The organism is Brenneria corticis (genome assembly GCF_003115855.1).
Taxonomy (GTDB): Bacteria; Pseudomonadota; Gammaproteobacteria; order Enterobacterales; family Enterobacteriaceae; genus Brenneria; species Brenneria corticis.
Genome location: NZ_KZ819075.1, coordinates 1 through 19519, shown reverse-complemented (window position 1 = coordinate 19519; position 19519 = coordinate 1). Strand labels below are relative to the sequence as shown.

The 19519-nt window shown below is 55.0% G+C and carries 19 protein-coding genes; 15 read left to right on the top strand and 4 right to left on the bottom strand.

Annotated elements, in window-relative coordinates:
* Positions 1-52 precede the first annotated feature (52 nt).
* The 6 genes from aspS (at position 53) to ruvB (ending at position 5483) form a co-directional block, all read left to right on the top strand.
* Positions 53-1849, top strand: a complete 1797-nt coding sequence (gene aspS, locus DDT56_RS06745) for an aspartate--tRNA ligase (protein WP_136165716.1) — start codon at positions 53-55, stop codon at positions 1847-1849.
* Position 1850: 1 nt separating this feature from the next.
* A complete protein-coding gene (gene nudB, locus DDT56_RS06740; protein ID WP_136165715.1) occupies positions 1851-2294 on the top strand; it encodes a dihydroneopterin triphosphate diphosphatase in 444 nt (147 codons plus the stop codon).
* A 23-nt stretch (positions 2295-2317) separates the two neighbouring features.
* Positions 2318-3061, top strand: coding sequence for a YebC/PmpR family DNA-binding transcriptional regulator (locus DDT56_RS06735; protein WP_136165714.1), 744 nt, complete (start codon positions 2318-2320; stop codon positions 3059-3061).
* 60 nt (positions 3062-3121) lie between these two features.
* On the top strand, positions 3122-3643 hold the full coding sequence (ruvC, locus tag DDT56_RS06730; protein WP_136165713.1) for a crossover junction endodeoxyribonuclease RuvC: 522 nt from the start codon (positions 3122-3124) through the stop codon (positions 3641-3643).
* A gap of 210 nt (positions 3644-3853) precedes the next feature.
* Positions 3854-4471: a Holliday junction branch migration protein RuvA gene (gene ruvA / locus DDT56_RS06725; RefSeq protein WP_136165712.1), complete on the top strand. Its 618-nt coding sequence runs from the start codon at positions 3854-3856 to the stop codon at positions 4469-4471.
* 7 nt (positions 4472-4478) lie between these two features.
* Positions 4479-5483: a Holliday junction branch migration DNA helicase RuvB gene (gene ruvB / locus DDT56_RS06720; protein WP_136165711.1), complete on the top strand. Its 1005-nt coding sequence runs from the start codon at positions 4479-4481 to the stop codon at positions 5481-5483.
* A 6-nt stretch (positions 5484-5489) separates the two neighbouring features.
* On the opposite strand, the gene znuB is transcribed toward ruvB, so the two are convergent.
* On the bottom strand, positions 5490-6275 hold the full coding sequence (znuB, locus tag DDT56_RS06715; protein ID WP_136165710.1) for a zinc ABC transporter permease subunit ZnuB: 786 nt from the start codon (positions 6273-6275) through the stop codon (positions 5490-5492).
* Positions 6272-7030 (bottom strand): zinc ABC transporter ATP-binding protein ZnuC, encoded by a 759-nt coding sequence (gene znuC / locus DDT56_RS06710; protein ID WP_136165709.1) that lies wholly within the window; start codon positions 7028-7030, stop codon positions 6272-6274. Before znuC ends, znuB begins: the two co-directional genes overlap by 4 nt.
* Positions 7031-7099: 69 nt before the next feature.
* On the opposite strand from znuC, the gene znuA reads away from it, so the two are divergent.
* From znuA to DDT56_RS06675, 7 genes are all read left to right on the top strand, one after another.
* Entirely contained in the window at positions 7100-8119 is a 1020-nt protein-coding gene (gene znuA / locus DDT56_RS06705; protein WP_136165708.1) for a zinc ABC transporter substrate-binding protein ZnuA, read from the top strand.
* Positions 8120-8131: 12 nt separating this feature from the next.
* On the top strand, positions 8132-9457 hold the full coding sequence (mepM, locus tag DDT56_RS06700) for a murein DD-endopeptidase MepM (protein WP_136165707.1): 1326 nt from the start codon (positions 8132-8134) through the stop codon (positions 9455-9457).
* A gap of 137 nt (positions 9458-9594) precedes the next feature.
* Complete coding sequence (lpxM, locus tag DDT56_RS06695) at positions 9595-10566, top strand: lauroyl-Kdo(2)-lipid IV(A) myristoyltransferase (protein WP_136165706.1); 972 nt, start codon at positions 9595-9597, stop codon at positions 10564-10566.
* A gap of 263 nt (positions 10567-10829) precedes the next feature.
* Positions 10830-11600 carry an amino acid ABC transporter ATP-binding protein gene (locus tag DDT56_RS06690; protein ID WP_136165705.1) on the top strand — a complete coding sequence of 257 codons (771 nt, stop codon included), beginning with the start codon at positions 10830-10832 and terminating at the stop codon, positions 11598-11600.
* A 271-nt stretch (positions 11601-11871) separates the two neighbouring features.
* Positions 11872-12669: a transporter substrate-binding domain-containing protein gene (locus DDT56_RS06685; RefSeq protein ID WP_136165704.1), complete on the top strand. Its 798-nt coding sequence runs from the start codon at positions 11872-11874 to the stop codon at positions 12667-12669.
* A gap of 108 nt (positions 12670-12777) precedes the next feature.
* Positions 12778-13497 (top strand): amino acid ABC transporter permease, encoded by a 720-nt coding sequence (locus tag DDT56_RS06680; RefSeq protein WP_136165703.1) that lies wholly within the window; start codon positions 12778-12780, stop codon positions 13495-13497.
* Positions 13487-14179: an amino acid ABC transporter permease gene (locus DDT56_RS06675; RefSeq protein ID WP_168197587.1), complete on the top strand. Its 693-nt coding sequence runs from the start codon at positions 13487-13489 to the stop codon at positions 14177-14179. The genes DDT56_RS06680 and DDT56_RS06675 overlap by 11 nt, the downstream gene beginning before the upstream one ends.
* Before the next feature lie 139 nt (positions 14180-14318).
* Here the strand turns inward: DDT56_RS06675 and pyk are convergent, their stop codons facing one another.
* Together pyk and DDT56_RS06665 are read right to left on the bottom strand one after the other, a co-directional pair.
* On the bottom strand, positions 14319-15761 hold the full coding sequence (gene pyk / locus DDT56_RS06670) for a pyruvate kinase (RefSeq protein WP_136165701.1): 1443 nt from the start codon (positions 15759-15761) through the stop codon (positions 14319-14321).
* A 194-nt stretch (positions 15762-15955) separates the two neighbouring features.
* Positions 15956-16825 carry a MurR/RpiR family transcriptional regulator gene (locus tag DDT56_RS06665; protein ID WP_136165700.1) on the bottom strand — a complete coding sequence of 290 codons (870 nt, stop codon included), beginning with the start codon at positions 16823-16825 and terminating at the stop codon, positions 15956-15958.
* A 366-nt stretch (positions 16826-17191) separates the two neighbouring features.
* Between DDT56_RS06665 and zwf the strand changes: the two genes are divergently transcribed.
* A complete protein-coding gene (gene zwf, locus DDT56_RS06660; protein ID WP_136165699.1) occupies positions 17192-18667 on the top strand; it encodes a glucose-6-phosphate dehydrogenase in 1476 nt (491 codons plus the stop codon).
* Between the two features lie 120 nt (positions 18668-18787).
* Positions 18788-19429, top strand: coding sequence for a bifunctional 4-hydroxy-2-oxoglutarate aldolase/2-dehydro-3-deoxy-phosphogluconate aldolase (locus DDT56_RS06655; protein ID WP_136165698.1), 642 nt, complete (start codon positions 18788-18790; stop codon positions 19427-19429).
* The last annotated feature ends 90 nt before the right edge of the window (positions 19430-19519 follow it).

The window sequence follows — 19519 nt, the reverse complement described above, 5'->3', positions numbered from 1 at the left end:
CCAGGCGCGGCGAAAAAGAGTGGGTTGTGCGGCTGAGTAAAAGGACATAGTGATGCGTACTGAATATTGCGGACAGTTGAATTTGTCCCACGTGGGCCAGGAAGTGACATTGTGCGGTTGGGTTAACCGCCGCCGCGATCTGGGTGGTTTGATTTTTATCGATATGCGCGACCGCGAAGGTCTGGCGCAGGTGTTCTTTGATCCGGACCGCCAGGACGTACTGAAACAGGCGTCCGAACTGCGCAACGAATTCTGTATTCAACTGAAGGGCGTCGTCCGTGCCCGTCCAGACAGTCAAATCAACAAAGATATGGCTACCGGTGAAATCGAGGTGCTGGCCACGGCGCTGACCATCATCAACCGCGCCGAGCCGCTGCCGCTGGATTCCAACCAGACCAACACCGAAGAAGCGCGCCTCAAGTACCGTTATCTCGATCTGCGCCGCCCGGAAATGGCCCGGCGTCTGAAAACCCGCGCGCGCATCACCAGTTTTGTCCGCCGTTTTATGGACGGGCACGGTTTTCTGGATATTGAAACGCCGATGCTGACCAAGGCGACGCCGGAAGGCGCGCGCGACTATCTGGTGCCGAGCCGGGTGCATAAAGGCAAATTCTACGCATTGCCGCAGTCGCCCCAGTTGTTCAAACAGCTGCTGATGATGTCCGGTTTCGATCGCTACTATCAAATCGTCAAATGTTTCCGTGATGAAGATTTGCGCGCCGATCGTCAACCGGAATTTACCCAGATCGATGTGGAAACCTCGTTCATGACCGCGCCGCAGGTGCGTGAAGTGATGGAAAAACTGGTGCGCGAGCTGTGGCTGGAAATCAAAGGCGTGGAGCTGGGGAATTTCCCGATCATGACCTTCGCCGAAGCCATGCGCCGCTTCGGTTCCGACAAGCCGGATCTGCGTAACCCGCTGGAGCTGGTGGATGTGGCGGACCTGGTAAAAGATATCGAATTCAAGGTGTTCTCCGGCCCGGCAAACGACGCCAAAGGCCGCGTGGCGGCGATCCGCGTTCCGGGCGGGGCGCAGCTGAGCCGCAAACAGATCGACGAGTACGCCAAGTTTATCGAAATCTATGGCGCCAAAGGGCTGGCCTATATCAAGGTCAACGAGCGCGCCAAAGGTCTTGACGGCGTACAGAGCCCTGTCGCCAAATTCCTCGGCGCAGATCTGCTGTCCGCGCTGCTGGATCGCGTCGGCGCCGCCGATGGCGACATTCTGTTCTTCGGCGCGGATCGCGCCAATGTGGTGACCGACGCGCTCGGCGCGCTGCGTCTGAAGCTGGGGCGCGATCTGAAACTGACCAGCGAAGACAGCTGGCGGCCGCTGTGGGTTATCGACTTCCCGATGTTCGAAGACGACGGCGAAGGCGGCCTGACCGCCATGCACCATCCGTTCACCGCGCCGCGCGATATGACGCCCGCCGAACTGGCGGCCAATCCGGCATCCGCCATCGCCAACGCCTATGACATGGTGTTGAACGGTTATGAAGTGGGCGGCGGCTCCGTGCGTATTCATAACGGCGATATGCAGCAAACGGTGTTCGGCATCCTGGGCATCAATGAACGGGACCAGCGCGAGAAATTCGGCTTCCTGCTGGATGCGCTGAAGTTCGGCACGCCGCCGCACGCCGGTCTGGCTTTCGGTCTGGATCGTCTGGTGATGTTGCTGACCGGCACCGATAATATTCGTGACGTCATCGCTTTCCCGAAAACCACGGCCGCGGCCTGTCTGATGACCGAAGCCCCCAGCTTCGCCAATCCCGTCGCGCTGGAGGAGTTGTCCATCGCGGTGGTGGGAAAAGGGAAAGCGGCGCAGGACGAAAAATTCGAGAACCAGTGAGATGGCATACAAGCGACCCGTTTCGGTTCTGGTGGTGATTTATGCCCGCGACACCGGGCGGGTGCTGATGCTGCAACGGCGTGACGATCCCGACTTCTGGCAATCCGTTACCGGCAGCCTGGAGGAGGGGGAAAGCACGGCGTGCGCCGCACAGCGTGAAGTTAAAGAAGAGGTTAATATTGATATATCCGCTGAGGCATTATCACTCTTTGACTGTCAGCGCTGTATTGAGTTTGAGCTTTTTGCTCATTTAAGACGTCGCTACGCGCCGGGGGTGACGCGCAACACGGAACACTGGTTCTGTCTGGCGCTGCCTGAGGAACGCGAGGTGGTCATTACCGAACATCTCGCTTACCAGTGGCTGGAAGCGCCCAATGCGGCGCAGCTTACCAAGTCGTGGAGTAACCGGCAGGCGATTGAGGAATTTGTTATTTATCCGGCCTGAACAGGCTTTTTTCGGAGATTTTTATGGCAGGTCATAGTAAGTGGGCCAATACCAAGCATCGTAAAGCAGCACAGGACGCGAAACGCGGCAAAATCTTTACCAAAATTATCCGCGAATTGGTTACCGCCGCCCGGCTGGGCGGCGGCGATCCGGGGGCGAACCCGCGTCTGCGCGCCGCCATCGATAAGGCCCTGTCCAACAACATGACGCGCGATACCCTGAACCGCGCCATCGCCCGCGGCGTGGGCGGCGATGACGACAACAATATGGAAACCATCATTTATGAAGGCTACGGCCCCGGCGGCACGGCGGTGATGGTGGAGTGCCTGAGCGACAACCGCAACCGTACCGTTTCCGAGGTGCGCCATGCTTTCACCAAGAGCGGCGGCAACCTGGGCACCGATGGTTCGGTGGCGTACCTGTTCAGCAAAAAGGGCGTGATTTCCTACGCGCCGGGCCTGGATGAGGATACGGTGATGGATGCCGCGCTGGAAGCCGGCGCGGACGATGTCGTAACCTATGACGACGGCGCCATTGACGTTTTCACGCCGTGGGAAACCTTCGGCGAAGTCAAGGATGCGCTGGATGCGGCGGGCCTGGTGGCCGAAGCGGCGGAAGTTTCCATGGTGCCTTCAACCAAAGCGGACATGGACGCGGAAACCGCGCCGAAGCTGATGCGCCTGATCGATATGCTGGAAGATTGCGACGACGTGCAGGAGGTTTACCACAACGGCGAGATCTCCGATGAGGTGGCGGCATTACTATAATGGCGGCACGGTGATGGAAAGGTTGTTCCTTTCTGTCTGGCGAACCGGCGGAGCGTTACGATGACAATCATACTCGGCATCGACCCCGGTTCGCGCGTGACGGGTTACGGCATCATCCGCCAGCAGGGGCGTCAGCTTGCTTATCTCGGCAGCGGCTGCATTCGTACCGTGGTCGACGATTTGCCCACGCGCCTCAAGCTGATTTACGCCGGGGTGAGTGAAATCATCACCCAGTTTCACCCGGATTGTTTCGCCATTGAGCAGGTGTTTATGGCCAAGAATCCCGACTCGGCGCTTAAGCTGGGGCAGGCGCGCGGCGCGGCGATTGTGGCGGCGGTGAATCAGGATCTGCCGGTGTATGAGTACGCCGCCCGGCTGGTGAAGCAGACCGTGGTGGGCACCGGCGCGGCGGATAAAAAACAGGTGCAGCATATGGTTCGCTCGCTGCTCAAGTTATCCGCCAGCCCGCAGGCGGATGCCGCCGATGCGCTGGCGATAGCCATCACCCACTGCCATTTCAATCAGAAGCTGATCCGCCTTGGCGTTGAGAAACGTTATCCGGCGCCGGGGCGCCTGCGCTGAAACTTAAGGCTGGATATTCATCCAGCTTTTTTTATGTTATAAGCTATACCCTAGATAATTCGAGTTGCAGGAAGGCGGCAAGGGAAGGAATCCCGATGAGCTTACTAAAGTAAGTGATTCGGGTGACTGAGCGCAGCCAACGCACATGCAGCTTGAAGTATGACGGGTATATACAAGATTCTTGGTTGATAAAACGTAAAGGAAGAGAAGGTGATAGGTCGTCTCAGAGGCATTATTCTGGAAAAACAACCGCCGCAGGTACTGATAGAAGCCAACGGCGTCGGCTATGAAGTTCACATGCCGATGACTTGCTTTTACGAACTGCCGGCGCTTTCTCAGGAAGCCGTCATCTTCACGCATTTTGTGGTGCGCGAAGACGCCCAGCTGCTGTTCGGCTTTAATGATAAGCAGGAGAGGGCGCTGTTCCGTGAACTGATTAAGGTCAACGGCGTGGGGCCGAAGCTGGCGCTGGCCATTCTCTCCGGTATGTCCGCCGCGCAGTTTGTCAGCGCGGTGGAGCGGGAAGAGATCGGCGCGTTGATCAAGCTGCCCGGCGTCGGCAAAAAAACGGCCGAACGTCTGGTGGTTGAAATGAAAGACCGCTTCAAGGGATTGAGCGGCGAACTGTTTAATTCGACGGGCGATGTCCCCCCGACGCCATCCTCCTCCGCCGATAGCGAAGCCGGCGATCCCGAGGCGGAGGCCGCATCGGCGTTGATTGCCCTGGGCTATAAGCCGCAGGAGGCCAGCCGCCTGATCGCCAAAGTCGTCCGTCCGGATTCAGATTGCGAAACCCTGATCAGGGACGCACTACGCGCTGCGCTGTGAGGTATGCATGATTGAAGCAGATCGTTTGATTTCCGCCGAGGCCGTTCCTGAAGAGGAGTTTATCGACCGCGCCATTCGCCCGAAACTGTTGGCGGAATACGTCGGTCAGCCCCAGGTCTGCGAACAGATGGAGATTTTTATTCAGGCGGCGCGCCAACGCGGGGACGCCCTGGATCATCTGCTGATTTTCGGCCCTCCCGGTTTGGGGAAAACCACGCTGGCAAACATCGTGGCCAACGAAATGGGGGTTAATCTGCGCACCACCTCCGGCCCGATACTGGAAAAAGCCGGGGATTTGGCCGCGTTGCTCACCAATCTGGAACCTCACGACGTTTTGTTTATCGATGAAATCCACCGTTTGTCGCCGGTGGTGGAGGAAATTCTGTATCCGGCGATGGAAGATTACCAACTGGATATCATGATTGGCGAGGGGCCGGCCGCCCGTTCGATCAAGCTTGATCTGCCGCCGTTTACCCTGATTGGCGCCACCACCCGCGCCGGTTCGCTCACCTCGCCGCTGCGCGATCGTTTTGGCATCGTCCAACGGCTGGAGTTTTATAACGTCGCCGATCTGCAACATATCGTCAGCCGCAGCGCGCAGTGCCTGGGGCTGGATCTCACCCACGACGGGGCGCTGGAAGTCGCCCGGCGCTCGCGCGGCACGCCGCGTATCGCCAACCGGCTGCTGCGCCGCGTGCGCGACTTTTCCGAGGTCAAATCCGCCGGGGCGATCACCGCCGAAGTCGCCACGCTGGCGCTGGATATGCTGGCGGTGGATACCGAAGGCTTCGACTATATGGACCGCAAACTGCTGCTGGCGATTATCGATAAATTTATGGGCGGCCCGGTCGGGCTGGATAATCTGGCGGCGGCGATCGGCGAAGAGCGGGAAACCATTGAGGATGTGCTGGAGCCTTATCTGATCCAGCAAGGCTTTATTCAACGCACCCCGCGCGGGAGAATGGCGACGCAGCACGCCTACCGCCATTTCGGCCTGACGCGGGAGGAATAGCCTGCTCTACGCAGGCTGTTTCTTGATTAAACTGGCGATAAACAGCAGCGACGCGCAAAGCACCACCGACGGCCCGGCGGGGGTATTGTAAACGGCGGAAAAGGCCAGGCCGCCGGTAATGGCGATCATTCCGGCGCCGATGGCGAAACCGGCCATTTGCTCCGGCGTACGCGCAAAGCGGCGGGCGCTGGCGGCGGGAATAATCAGCAGCGAGGTGATGATTAACGCCCCGACGAACTTCATGGCGATGCCAATGGTCAAGGCGGTCACCAGCATCAGGACAAGCTTGCTGCGCTGCAGGTTAACGCCATCCACATGCGCCAGTTCGGGGCTGATGGTCATGGACAATAACGGCCGCCATTGCCAGCTCAGCACCGCAATCACCACGGCGACGCCGCCGCCGATAATCCACAAATCGTCGCGGGTGACGGAAAGTAAATCCCCGAACAGATACGCCATCAAATCCACTCGCACGTTATTCATCAGGCTGACCACCACCAGACCGAGCGAAAGGGCGCTGTGCGCCATAATGCCCAGCAGGGTATCAATCGCCAGATAGGGACGACGCTCCAGCCAGACCAGTCCGAGCGCCAGCGCCAGGGTAACGGCGATAACGGCATAGAACAGATTGACGTCCAGCAGCAGGCCGAAGGCCACGCCCAGCAGGGAGGCATGCGCCAGGGTATCGCCGAAATAGGACATGCGCCGCCAGACGACGAACGACCCCAGCGGGCCGGCGGCCGCGGCGAGGAATATACCGGCCAGCCAGCCAGGAAACAGAAGTTCAATCATGCGTCGTTTCCGCCTTGTCTTTTCAGGATGATGCGTCCGTTTAAATCGTGACGATGATTATGATGATGCCGGTAAACCGCCAACTGCTCGGCGCCGCGCTGGCCGAACATGGCTAAAAATTCGGGATGCAGAGAGACCACTTCCGGGGTGCCGGAACAACAGACGTGCTGGTTGAGACACAGCACTTCATCGGTTTTGGCCATCACCAGGTGGAGATCGTGGGAAACCATCAGCACGCCGCAGTTAAACTCCTGACGCAGCTGGTCGATCAGGTCATACAGCGCGAGCTGGCCGTTGACGTCCACTCCCTGCGTCGGCTCGTCCAACACCAGCAGCTGCGGATGGTTCATCAACGCGCGCGCCAGCAGAACCCGCTGATTTTCGCCGCCGGACAGTCTCTGCATCGGCTGTTGCAGCAGGTGCGCCGCCTGAACGCGTTTCAGCGCCGGTAATATATCCTGCTGCTTAATGCCGGGACGCAGGCGCATAAAACGGCTGACGGTCAGCGGCAGCGTAGGATCCAGATGGAGCTTTTGCGGGACGTAGCCAATACGCAGCCCCGGCGTTTTTTGCAAGGTGCCGGCGGTGGGCGACAGCAGGCCCAAAACAACCCGCACCAGCGTTGATTTTCCCGCGCCGTTGGGGCCCAGAAGCGTAAGAATGCGCCCCGGTTGGAGAGACAGGGAAATATCCGACAGGACTTTCCTGCTGCCAAATGATACTGAAATATTATTGAGTGATACCAATGTGGACATAGAATTCGGTTTGCAGAGATTCTGTGACGTTATAATATAACAAACTGCACATTAAATCGATGAGATGACATGCGAATGCCTATTCAACAACATAAATGGTTAAAAAGTGTGTTTGCCGCCAGCGCACTGATGGTTTCCGGTGCGTCGATTAACGCCGCCTGCGCCGCGGTGGTGGCCTCTATCCGTCCGCTGGGGTTTATCGCCTCGGCGATAACGGAAGGGATTACGCCAACTGAAGTGCTGCTGCCCAACGGCGCTTCGCCCCATGATTATGCCCTGCGCCCGACTGATGTCCAGCGTTTACAATCCGCCGAGCTGATTATTTGGGTGGGGCCGGAAATGGAAGCCTTTCTCGGCAAGCCGCTATCGCAGATTGATCCGGCCAGGAAGATTACTCTGGCGGAATTACCGGCAGTAAAAGCGCAGCTGGTAAAAGAAGCCGGGCACGAAGACGGCGACGACCATGATGATTCGCATCACCATCATGATGGTGAATCGCACGCGGCCGAGCACCATCATACGGTCGATGCGGCGTATGAGGAAGAGAGCGAAGGGCATCACCATGGTGAGCATAATATGCACATTTGGCTGTCGCCGGAGATGGCAAAACAGGCCGCGATCGCTATTCATGAAAAATTATTGGAACTTATGCCTCAAAATAAAGACAAACTAGACGCGAATCTGCTTTATTTCACAGATAAAATCGCGCAAACAGATGAAAAAATTGCTAACATGCTAGCGCCTGTGCGGGGTAAGGGTTATTTTGTTTTTCATGACGCCTATGGCTACTTTGAGCAACGCTATGGTTTAAGCCCATTAGGCTATTTTACCATCAACCCGGCGATTCAACCCGGCGCACAGCGCTTACATCAAATTCGAACACAGTTGGTTGAGCATAAAGCCGTATGTGTTTTTGCTGAGCCACAATTCAGGCCGGCCGTTATTAATGCTGTCGCCAAGGGAACTGACGTGCGCTCGGGCGTGCTGGATCCATTGGGAAGCGATATCGCACTGGGTAAAGACAGCTATGTGAATTTCCTGTCACGGTTGTCGAGCCAGTATCTGAGCTGCCTGGAGGAAAAATCATGAGGATACGAATAAGTGCAGCAGATAGTCCGAACTATCGCTCTGGCGTATAACAGCTTACCAAGACCCCACCGCGTCATGCTGGGGTCGCTTACCGTTATCACATTGGCCGTTGCTGTTTGGCGGCCTTTTGTTTATCCCCCCGTTAATGATGCTCCGGTGATAGTGAAAGATATCGCTCTGGAAGCCAGCCAGCAGTTGCGCACGCTGACGCCGGAGGCCAGCGAGCCTATCGATCAACCCACGCCGGATGATGAAATTCCGCAGGATGAACTGGATGATAAGGTCGCTGACGACGGCGGGGTGCATGAATATGTGGTTTCAACCGGTGATACCTTAAGCAGCATTCTTACCCAGTACGGCATCGATATCGCGGACGTTACCCGACTTGCCGAACAGAATCGCGATCTGCGTAATCTCAAGATCGGTCAGCAAATATCCTGGGTGTTGGGGGAGAATGGCGAATTGCAGAGCTTGACCTGGCAGATGTCCCGCCGTGAAACGCGGATTTATGAACGCGCCGGCTCCGATTTTAAAGAACGGATTGAAATGCTGAAGGGAGAGTGGCGCAACAGCGTGTTGAACGGCCGGCTGAATGGCAGTTTCGTCAATAGCGCCAGAAACGCGGGGTTAACCAGCAGTGAAGTCAGCGCGGTCATCAAGGCGCTGCAATGGCAACTGGATTTTCGCAAGCTGCGCAAAGATGACACCTTTTCCGTGCTGCTGTCCCGCGAGATACTGGACGGCCGCAGCGAACAGAGCGAACTGCTCGGCGTTCGCCTGAATACCGGCGGTAAGGATTATTTCGCCATCCGCGCCGAGGACGGTAAATTCTACGATCGTGAAGGTTCCGGCTTGACGCGCGGGTTTATGCGTTTCCCCACCATGAAACAGTTCCGTATCTCTTCGAATTTCAATCCCCGTCGTCTTAATCCCGTTACCGGTCGCGTCGCGCCGCACAAGGGCGTCGATTTCGCGATGCCGGTGGGTTCGCCGGTGCTGTCGGTAGGCGATGGGGAAGTGGTCATCGCCAAGCGCAGCGGCGCGGCGGGCAACTATGTCGCGATCCGCCACGGTCGTCAGTACACCACGCGCTATATGCACCTGAACCGCATCCTGGTGAAACCGGGGCAAAAGGTTAAACGCGGCGATCGCATTGGTTTATCCGGCAATACCGGGCGCTCTACCGGGCCGCACCTGCACTATGAATTCTGGGTAAACCAGCAGGCGGTCAACCCATTAACGGCTAAACTGCCGCGTTCTGAAGGCCTGAGCGGTAAAGAGCGCCGTGATTACCTGGCGCAGGTGAAAGAGGTTGTTCCGCAGCTTCAGTTTGATTAATTCCCGATGGCGAGTTTTCAGCCGGTGGCCCTGCGCCGCCGGCGTTTTTATTTATGGGTTGCGCTCTTTATTGCCTTTTGCGACACGTCGGTGATGATAATGGCGAGCTATCCATAATTTATCTGAAGAGTTGATGTATGGAAAAAGAGAAAAAAACGCGCGCTGAGTTTATTCCTCAGTTTCAGAAGGCTTTTTATCATCCACGGTACTGGGGCACCTGGCTGGGTGTCGGGGCCATGGCGCTTATCGCGTATGTGCCTGCCGGTTTGAGAAATCCTGTTCTGGGCGGATTGGGCCGTTTGGTCGGGCGATTGGCCAAGGGTGCCCGCCGGCGCGCGCGCATTAACCTGCTGTACTGCATGCCCGAGTTAAGCGAGGCGCAGCGCGAAGCTATTATCGACAATATGTTCGCCACCGCCCCGCAGGCGATGGTCATGATGGTGGAAGTAGGGCTGCGCGCCCCCGAAGCGGTGGAAAAACACGTCCGCTGGCACGGCGAAGAGATTTTGAATCAGTTGAAGGAGCAGGGCCGGAACGTGATTTTTCTGGTGCCGCACGGTTGGGCGGTGGATATTCCGGCCATGCTGCTTAGCTCCCGCGGACAGCCTATGGCCGCCATGTTCCACAACCAGAAAAACGCGCTGGTGGACTACTGGTGGAACAAACTGCGCCGCCGCTTTGGCGGACATATGCACGCCCGTAACGATGGCATCAAACCCTTTATCAGCTCTGTACGACAGGGATATTGGGGATATTATCTTCCCGATCAGGATCATGGCGAGGAGCACAGCGAATTTGTCGATTTTTTTGCCACCTATAAGGCGACGTTACCCGTGGTCGGCCGTCTGATGAAGGTGTGTCGTGCGGATATTGTGCCGCTGTTCCCGGTATATAATGCCAAGGAGTGTTGTCTGGAGGTATTTATCCGCCCGCCGATGAACGATCTGGCCGACGCCGGGGATGACTATATTGCCCGGCGCATGAACGAGGAAATAGAAATCTTTGTCGGACCGCACCCCGAGCAATACACCTGGATTTTAAAATTGCTGAAAACCCGCAAGCCGGGAGAGATTGAACCTTATCGCCGGGACGATCTTTACCGCGATTAGTTTTCCCGCTTTTATCCGCCAGGCAGTGAAAGGCGCGGGCAGGGATAGCCCGCCAATAACGGCAAAACGCGCCATGCCCGCCTTAAAAATAGCGTTTCCCCTCTATCTTCAATAGCAAAATTATATATGCATTGGAGAAAAACATCGTTTTGTTTTTCCTCATTTTATTTTAGCTTAAAGCGATATTGAAAGGTTTTTACGTCGGTAATTATTCCGGTTATGGGGTTCGGCGCGTTTCCTTAATGAAAGGGGCTGTGAGAAACATGATAGAGGTAAAGAATCTATGTAAATCGTTTGGCAATAAAGAAATATTGCGCGGCGTCGATCTCACTGTTTCCCAAGGTGACGTCGTCGCCATTATCGGCGGCAGCGGCGCCGGTAAAACCACCCTGTTGCGCTGCATTAATTATCTTGAACAACCCACCAGCGGTGAGATCCGCGTGGGAGACATTACCGTCAAAGCCGGTGCGAAAATGAAAGAAATATTGGCATTGCGCCGCAAAACGGCCATGGTATTTCAACATTATAATCTTTTCGCTCATCAAACCGCGCTGGGAAATATCACCGAAGGTCTTGTTACCGTCCAGGGGTATTCCAAAACCGAAGCAAAGGAGCTGGCCCTTAATCATCTGGATAATGTCGGATTGGGATCTTTCGCCCACTACTACCCGTCCCAGCTATCAGGAGGACAGCAACAGCGTGTGGGAATTGCCAGGGCTATGGCGTTGAAACCGGAAGTGATTTTGTTCGATGAACCTACCTCCGCCCTCGACCCTGAACTGGTGGACGACGTGTTGAAGGCGATGCGCAAAGTGGCCGAATCGGGTATTACCATGATGGTTGTCACCCATGAGATGGGCTTCGCCAGCGATGTGGCAACCCGCGTCGCGTTTATGGACCAGGGCGTTATTCTGGAACAGGGCAAGCCGGAAGATATTTTCTTTCATCCCCAGGAAGCGCGCACAATACAATTTCTTTCCCGGCATCTGAAAGGCAGCGGGCTATTGGATAGGGTGATTGATTACAATATTTGATAAAACGCTTATGCAAAAATAATTAAACTGCAGGATTGCATTTGAAAAATTACTTAATATCACAGGATAACTTTATGTGGTGATTTTTTATTTTCTGCCAACGAAAGGGAATTATAATAATTCGAGTTTTTTTTGCATAAGCTTCTTAATTTTTAAGATATAAGCTTTTTACTATTTTGAATATACTCCCTTTGCATGTTTTGAATATGCGAATATAACCGCTATGCCATGCTAAAACGTGCATAATCTTTTTTTATAAGGATATGAACACATGAAATTATTATCCGTACTATCGCTCTCTCTCGCGCTGAGCTTGGCGGTTTCCTCTGCGTACGCGGCCCCGAAAACGGTGAATGTCGCCGTGGAGGCGGGCTCCAAACCTCTAAGCTTCGAGGATGAAAAAGGTGTTCTGTCCGGCTATGAGGTCGATGTTCTCAAGGCTCTCGATGAAGTGGTGGCCGATTATGACTTTAAAGTCGAAGCCGTGGATGCTTCCGCGGCCGAAGTCGGGTTAACCACCGGGCGTTATGCCTTTATCGGCGGAGGGCTGTTCAAGAATCCCAAACGGCAAGAGCGTTATTTGTTCCCGGAACAGCCCAACGGCGCCAGCATTATTACCATCTATATCAAGCAGGGGCGCAACGATATCAACAAATTGGACGATTTGGTCGGGAAGAAGGTTTCTCCCGTCTCTCCTAATGGCGGTATTTTTAACCTGCTGACCAGCTATAACGCGCAGCACAAAGGCTCTCCCGACAAGCAGATAAAGATCACTACCGCCGAAGGCGTTTCCGTGGCCGACAGATATCGCCAGATAGACGACGGCACCTATGATGCGCTGGTGCTGCCCAACAATCTTGGCTTTGATGACATCAGGAAAGAACTGAATCTTAAGGTCGAGGCCGCCAAAGAACCGGTTCAGGTTAATCCCACCTATTTTGTCTTGAACAAGAAGGAAACCGCCCTGAAAAAGGCGCTTGATGACGGATTGAATACCCTGCATGACAACGGCACCCTGACCCGGCTCAATGAAAAATGGTACGGCGTGGATAACCTCGCTTTTCTGTAATGATGGCGCGCCGCGCTGGCAAAAATCGGTATGACGAATCGGCGCGGGCGTCCATTGGACAAGCCTGCGCCGCACGGGGATCGCACCAGGAAATACCGGGAAGGCTGAATGACGTTATTGCTTGATTTCTCTTATATGATGGATGTCTTTCCCCGCATCGCGCGTAGCGTTCCCCTGACGCTTTATATTCTGACGATTTCCTGCTTTTTTTCGCTGCTGCTCGGCAGTCTGATCGCCATCGTGCGTATCCGGCGGACGCCCGTGCTTTATGAACTCTCCAGTCTGTGCCTGTCCTTTTTCCGTTCGATTCCCAACATATTGAATATCCTGCTGATTTATTACGGTCTTCCGGTCGCTCTGGAGAGCCTGGGCATGGTCGTCAACTGGGAGAAGTCCACCTTCTGTATTGTTGCGCTGGTGCTGATCTACGGCAGTTTCGTGGCGGAATATTTACGTCCCGCCTGGCTTTCGGTGGAGCGCAAGGTTCATGACGCCGCGGAATCCATCGGCATGACCAAATGGCAAAAAACGAGGCGTATCATCATTCCCCTCGCTTTCCCGGTGGCCTTGCCCTCGTTGAACAATGCGGTCATTGATATGCTGAAGGACACCTCTATTCTGTTTATTATCGGGCTGCCCGATATTATGGGCAGAATCAACAGCATCGTTGCCACGGATTATGGCGTCAAGAAACTTGAGGTCTACATTGCCGGCGGATTGACCTATGCGGGCCTGATCCTCGCCACCACCTATCTGATGCACCGTATTGAACGGCGTTACAGCAAGTTCCTGGCGATTAAGTCCGCAGAGCATGGCGATGCTGTTTAATCCGCACCTATTTTTCAGCGACGTATGGGCTATATTGCGGGTGGTGCCGGGCACGCTGCTGATGGCGCTGCTGGTGCTTGTGATGAGTATTATTATCGGCTCGCTGCTCTCATGCCTGAGAATGTTCGGCGGACGCTTTACCCGCCGGATCCCGACGCTCTATGTTAGCTACGTGCGTTCCATGCCGATGCTTATCCATATCTATATACTGTTTCAAATTCTGCAACGAATGTTTCCCGGCCAGCTACTGCCGCAGTTGGTTATCGTTATTATCATTTATTCGTTCTATGTAGGGGCGAGCCAGACCGAGAATATTCGAGCCGCGCTGCGCTCGGTGGATAAAGGGCAATTCGAAGCCGGCTACTCCATCGGTATGACGCGCACGCAAACCATGCTGCGCGTTGTTTTCCCCCAGGCGCTGATGGTTGCCGTGCCGATTTTCTTTAACACCTACCTGTCCACCATCAAAGGGCTGGCGCTGGTCTTTACCGTCGGCGTTGTCGATATTTTCGCCCAGGCGAAATTACTGGGGGTGGAAAATTTTGGCTATATCGAAGCTTATCTCGCCGCCGCCCTTATTTACTGGGGCATAAGCATTATCTTCACCTTTGTTTTCCACTATCTGGAAAAATATTTCACCCGCCAGGGGGGAGCGCGGGGCGGGCAGGGGACGCGGAGATAAAAAAACGCAGGAGCGTTTTTCAACGTCGCCTCGCGACGGCCCGCAGGGTGGCGGGCAAGGATAGCCCGCCATAAAAAAAGCCGGACAGGCTGCGACCCGTCCGGCTTGTTATCTATTCAGGGGATAAGTGCGCCGCCGGTTATTCCACGCGCAAAATGCGGATGGTATTGGTGGTGCCAACCGTGCCCATCACGTCGCCCTGGGTGACAATAACCAGATCCCCGGACATCAAGAATCCCTTGTCGCGCAGTCGGATCACCGCATCATTGGCGGCGGCGACGCCGTCGGTATAGCTGTCAAAATGGACCGGCGTCACGCCGCGATAAAGCGCGGCCAGATTCAGCGTGTGCTCATGGCGCGACATGGCGAAAATGGGCAGGCCGGAACTGATGCGCGACATCATCAGCGCGGTGCGCCCCGATTCCGTCATGGCGATCAGCGCCGTCACCCCTTTCAGATGGTTAGCGGCGTACATCGCCGACATGGCGATTGACTCTTCGGTATTATCGAACTGCGTATCAAGACGATGTTTGGAGACGTTGATGCTGGGGATTTTCTCCGCGCCAAGACAAACCTTGGCCATCGCCTCCACCGTTTCAGCCGGATACTGTCCCGCGGCGGTTTCAGCGGAAAGCATCACGGCGTCGGTGCCGTCCAGCACGGCGTTGGCCACGTCCATCACCTCGGCGCGCGTCGGCATCGGATTGGTGATCATGGATTCCATCATCTGCGTGGCGGTGATTACCGCGCGGTTGAGCTTACGGGCGCGGCGGATAAGTTTCTTCTGAATACCAACCAGTTCGGGATCGCCGATTTCAACGCCCAAATCACCGCGGGCCACCATAACCACGTCGGAAGCCAGAATGATGTCGTCCATGGCCTCATCGGAGGCAACCGCTTCCGCGCGTTCAACCTTGGAGACGATTTTCGCATGACAGCCGGCGTCGCGCGCCAGCCGGCGGGCGTAATTCAGATCCTCGCCGGTGCGGGGGAAGGAGATCGCCAGATAGTCAACGCCGATTTTTGCCGCGGTAAGGATATCTTGCTTATCTTTTTCCGTTAGCGCTTCGGCGGAAAGCCCGCCGCCGAGCTTGTTGATCCCTTTGTTGTTGGACAACGGCCCGCCGACGGTAACTTCGGTATAAACCTTCATGCCTTCAACCTGAAGGACTTTCAATTGTACGCGGCCGTCGTCCAGCAGCAGAATATCGCCGGGAACAACGTCGCCGGGCAGACCTTTATAATCGATACCGACTTTTTCTTTATCTCCTTCGCCTTTGGACAAATTGGCGTCCAACAGGAATTTATCCCCGATATTGAGGAAAATTTTACCTTCCTTGAAGGTGGAAACGCGGATTTTGGGTCCCTGCAAATCGCCAAGAATGGCAACATGGCGGCCTAATTTTGCCGCAATTTCACGCACTTTATCGGCACGTAATTGATGGTCTTCTGCTGTGCCGTGAGAAAAATTCAGGCGTACTACGTTTGCGCCTGCGGCAATGATCTTTTCCAGATTATTGTCGCGGTCCGTAGCTGGCCCCAGCGTAGTGACGATTTTGGTTCTTCTGAGCCGTCTGGACATGTATAACTCCGTTGACTTGTGAAGCGGTAGTGGTGCGATTAATGTCAGGTAACAGGGTAAAGTGTAACTTTACAACCAAACTATTTCATCTGAGTTACCCGAATTCCGTATTGAGCCTGATCTGTTTATGGTTATTATATCTTTTATGCCAATCGATTATAACTTGATAATAAAATAGGTTAAGCGTTAAAAAATCAGCTGAAAGGGTTGCTAAAACCTTCGCCTTTATCAAAGCGTGATTCCCGCAGCGCTTCTTTGACTCGCTTCAAGTTATCTCTGAATTTTGCTCCGCGCCGCAGCGTGAAGCCGGTGGCCAGCACGTCGATCAGCGTAAGTTGCGCAATACGGGATACCATCGGCATATAAACATCCGTATCTTCCGGGACATCGACCCGGAGAACCAGAGAGGCTTCATGGGCCAAAGGCGTTGCCGCGGAGGTGATGGCGATCACCGTCGCATCGTTCTCGCGCGCCAGTCGCGCCATCTCAACCAGGCCCTTGGTCCTTCCGGTGTGTGAAATAAGCACCACGACATCCCCATCGCTGGAGTTCATGCAGCTCATGCGTTGCATCACGATGTCATCAAAGTAGACCACGGGAATATTGAAGCGAAAGAACTTGTTCATGGCGTCATGGGCGACCGCCGCCGAGGCGCCAAAACCGAAGAAGGAGATCTTTTTCGCCTGGGTAAGCAGGTCCACCGCCCGGTTAACCGCGGCAATATCCAGACAGGATTTCACATGCTCCAGACCGGCCATCGTCGATTCAAAAATTTTGCTGGTATAGGAATCGACACTATCATCTTCTTCGACGTTGCGATTCACATAAGGTGTGCCGTTCGCCAGACTTTGCGCCAGATGCAGTTTAAAATCGGGAAAACCTTTGGTTTCAAGACGGCGGCAAAAGCGGTTGACGGTGGGTTCGCTCACCACCGCCATTCTGGCCAGGGTTGCAATACTCGAATGGATTGCCGTTTGCGGCGCGCTCAGGATCACTTCAGCGACTTTTCTTTCCGATTTGCTCAGAATTTCCAGGCGACTCTGAATTTTTTCCAGCATATTCATATAACAAAGTCCATGTAAGTTTTCCCGATTTCAACTATAAGCAGCAATCGATGCGGATTTCGTGAAAATATACTACGACCCTGTAAAGGTTGGCAGAGGGCAAAACGTGAAGTTGCGCGCTTTTTTTGCCAGAACATGACATGTGTCTAACTTTCAGAAAAGTAATCTGTTGTCAGAAACGATGCAAAATTTCTCTTTCAGCCATAGGCGGCATGCGCTTTCATCCAGGTTGCAAGCCAGCTTTTATGTGGCGCTTAGTCAGTTTAGACCTAATTTTGCCGTGGGGAACGGGTTTACTGGCCGGAGTTAAAAAGAGTACATTACTGCTGTAATAAAATTACAGTGTCCTGCAACGAGGAGATGAACATGGCGGTAACTTCAACAGCCCAGGCATGCGACCTGGTTATTTTCGGCGCGAAGGGCGATTTGGCGCGCCGTAAATTGCTGCCTTCCCTGTACCAGTTGGAAAAAGCGGGTCATATCCATCCGGAAACGCGGATTATTGGCGTCGGACGAGCCGAATGGGATAAAGCGGAATATACCCGCGTCATCCGCGATGCGCTGGATACGTTTATGAAAGAACCCATTGACGAGGGGCTGTGGCAAACGTTAAGCGCGCGGTTGGAGTTCTGCAATCTCGATGTTGAAGATACGTCAGGTTTTAGCAAACTGGGCAAAATGCTCGACCAGAAAAATCGCACCACCATTAACTACTTCGCCATGCCGCCCAGTACGTTTGGGGCCATCTGCCGGGGACTGGGCGCCGCGGGGTTGAATAAAGAGCCGTCGCGCGTGGTGATGGAAAAACCGCTGGGGACGGATTTGGCCTCCTCGCGGCTGATTAACGATCGAGTCGCCGAGTATTTTGACGAGTGCCAGGTTTACCGTATCGACCACTATCTGGGCAAAGAGACGGTGCTGAACCTGCTGGCGCTGCGTTTTGCCAACTCGCTGTTCTCCGCCAACTGGGACAACCGGACGATCGACCACGTGCAAATCACGGTGGCCGAAGAGGTGGGAATCGAAGGGCGCTGGGGCTATTTTGATAAAGCGGGTCAGATGCGCGATATGATCCAGAACCATCTGCTGCAGATTCTGACCATGATCGCCATGTCGCCGCCTTCCGACCTGACCACCGATCGCATCCGTGATGAAAAAGTGAAAGTACTGCGCTCATTGCGCCGCATCGATCGCAGCAACGTGCATGAAACCACCGTGCGCGGCCAGTATACGGCGGGGTTTGTTCAGGGCAAAAAAGTGCCGGGCTATCTGGAAGAGGAAGGGGCGAATAAAATCAGCGATACGGAAACCTTTGTCTCGATCCGTGTCGATATCGATGACTGGCGCTGGTCGGGCGTGCCTTTTTACCTGCGTACCGGTAAACGCCTGCCAACCAAATGTTCCGAAGTGGTGGTGTACTTTAAAAACCCGGCGCTGAACCTGTTCCGCGACTCCTATCAGCAACTGCCGCAGAACAAGCTGATTATCCGCCTGCAGCCGGATGAGGGCATTGAAATTCAGATCCTGAATAAAATTCCCGGCCTGGAGCACAAACACCGTTTGCAGACGGTGAAGCTGGATCTGAGCTTCTCCGAAACGTTTAATCAGCAGCATCTGGCGGACGCCTACGAGCGGCTGTTGCTGGAAACCATGCGCGGCATCCAGGCGCTGTTCGTGCGCCGTGATGAAGTTGAGGAAGCCTGGAAGTGGGTTGATTCGATTATGGATGCCTGGTCGATGGACAACGACGCGCCCAAGCCTTATCAGGCCGGCACCTGGGGGCCGGTGGCGTCGGTGGCGATGATCACCCGCGACGGGCGTTCCTGGAACGAATTTGAATAGCGGTTTTATATCTGTGTGACTAACGGTGCGGTCGGATGTCTGCTGCTAATGCAGACCCCTGTGGCAGGGGCGCGCTATATCGTTAATAGTGCCTGCGGGCATGACTGGAGATAACTCTTGATGAAAAACTGGCAAACGAGCGCGGAACAAATTTTGACGGCGGGCCCCGTGGTTCCCGTTATCGTGGTCAACAAGCTGGAACATGCGGTGCCGATGGCAAAAGCCCTGGTTGCCGGCGGCGTTCGCGTTCTGGAACTGACATTGCGCACCGACTGCGCCGTAGACGCTATCCGCGCCATTGCTAAAGCGGTGCCTGAAGCGATTGTCGGCGCCGGTACGGTAACCAATCCGCAACAGCTGGCCGCGGTAACCGAGGCCGGGGCGCAATTCGCCATCAGTCCGGGACTGACGGAACCTTTGCTGCGGGCGGCAACGGCGGGCAGCATTCCGTTGATCCCTGGGATCAGCACCGTCTCTGAACTGATGCTGGGGATGGATTACGGTTTACGCGAGTTTAAATTCTTCCCGGCGGAAGCCAACGGCGGCGTTAAAGCGTTACAGGCGATCGCCGGGCCGTTCGCGCAAATTCGCTTCTGTCCCACCGGGGGGATTACGCCCAACAACTACCGTGATTATCTGGCGCTGAAAAGCGTACTGTGCGTCGGCGGCTCCTGGCTGGTGCCGAACGATGCGCTGGAAAGCGGCGACTATGCGCGTATCACCGAACTGGCGCGCGCAGCGGTAGACGGGGCGAAAGGGTAATAAGCCAAGGTCGTCGACGTTCTGAAGCCATCCATGCGGATGGCTCAGACTGATGACAAAGTCCTGGCCTCTCAGCCAGGACTTTGATCT

What these genes read in the sequence shown, in the direction of transcription:
- ruvC (WP_136165713.1), top strand. Translation starts at nt 3,122, where the DNA reads ATGACAATCATACTCGGCATCGACCCCGGTTCGCGCGTGACGGGTTAC.
- ruvB (WP_136165711.1), top strand. Translation starts at nt 4,479, where the DNA reads ATGATTGAAGCAGATCGTTTGATTTCCGCCGAGGCCGTTCCTGAAGAG.
- DDT56_RS06665 (WP_136165700.1), bottom strand. Translation starts at nt 16,825, where the DNA reads ATGAATATGCTGGAAAAAATTCAGAGTCGCCTGGAAATTCTGAGCAAA.
- lpxM (WP_136165706.1), top strand. Translation starts at nt 9,595, where the DNA reads ATGGAAAAAGAGAAAAAAACGCGCGCTGAGTTTATTCCTCAGTTTCAG.
- DDT56_RS06685 (WP_136165704.1), top strand. Translation starts at nt 11,872, where the DNA reads ATGAAATTATTATCCGTACTATCGCTCTCTCTCGCGCTGAGCTTGGCG.
- pyk (WP_136165701.1), bottom strand. Translation starts at nt 15,761, where the DNA reads ATGTCCAGACGGCTCAGAAGAACCAAAATCGTCACTACGCTGGGGCCA.
- DDT56_RS06735 (WP_136165714.1), top strand. Translation starts at nt 2,318, where the DNA reads ATGGCAGGTCATAGTAAGTGGGCCAATACCAAGCATCGTAAAGCAGCA.
- DDT56_RS06675 (WP_168197587.1), top strand. Translation starts at nt 13,487, where the DNA reads ATGCTGTTTAATCCGCACCTATTTTTCAGCGACGTATGGGCTATATTG.
- DDT56_RS06680 (WP_136165703.1), top strand. Translation starts at nt 12,778, where the DNA reads ATGACGTTATTGCTTGATTTCTCTTATATGATGGATGTCTTTCCCCGC.
- znuB (WP_136165710.1), bottom strand. Translation starts at nt 6,275, where the DNA reads ATGATTGAACTTCTGTTTCCTGGCTGGCTGGCCGGTATATTCCTCGCC.
- DDT56_RS06655 (WP_136165698.1), top strand. Translation starts at nt 18,788, where the DNA reads ATGAAAAACTGGCAAACGAGCGCGGAACAAATTTTGACGGCGGGCCCC.
- zwf (WP_136165699.1), top strand. Translation starts at nt 17,192, where the DNA reads ATGGCGGTAACTTCAACAGCCCAGGCATGCGACCTGGTTATTTTCGGC.
- znuC (WP_136165709.1), bottom strand. Translation starts at nt 7,030, where the DNA reads ATGTCCACATTGGTATCACTCAATAATATTTCAGTATCATTTGGCAGC.
- aspS (WP_136165716.1), top strand. Translation starts at nt 53, where the DNA reads ATGCGTACTGAATATTGCGGACAGTTGAATTTGTCCCACGTGGGCCAG.
- znuA (WP_136165708.1), top strand. Translation starts at nt 7,100, where the DNA reads ATGCGAATGCCTATTCAACAACATAAATGGTTAAAAAGTGTGTTTGCC.
- DDT56_RS06690 (WP_136165705.1), top strand. Translation starts at nt 10,830, where the DNA reads ATGATAGAGGTAAAGAATCTATGTAAATCGTTTGGCAATAAAGAAATA.
- nudB (WP_136165715.1), top strand. Translation starts at nt 1,851, where the DNA reads ATGGCATACAAGCGACCCGTTTCGGTTCTGGTGGTGATTTATGCCCGC.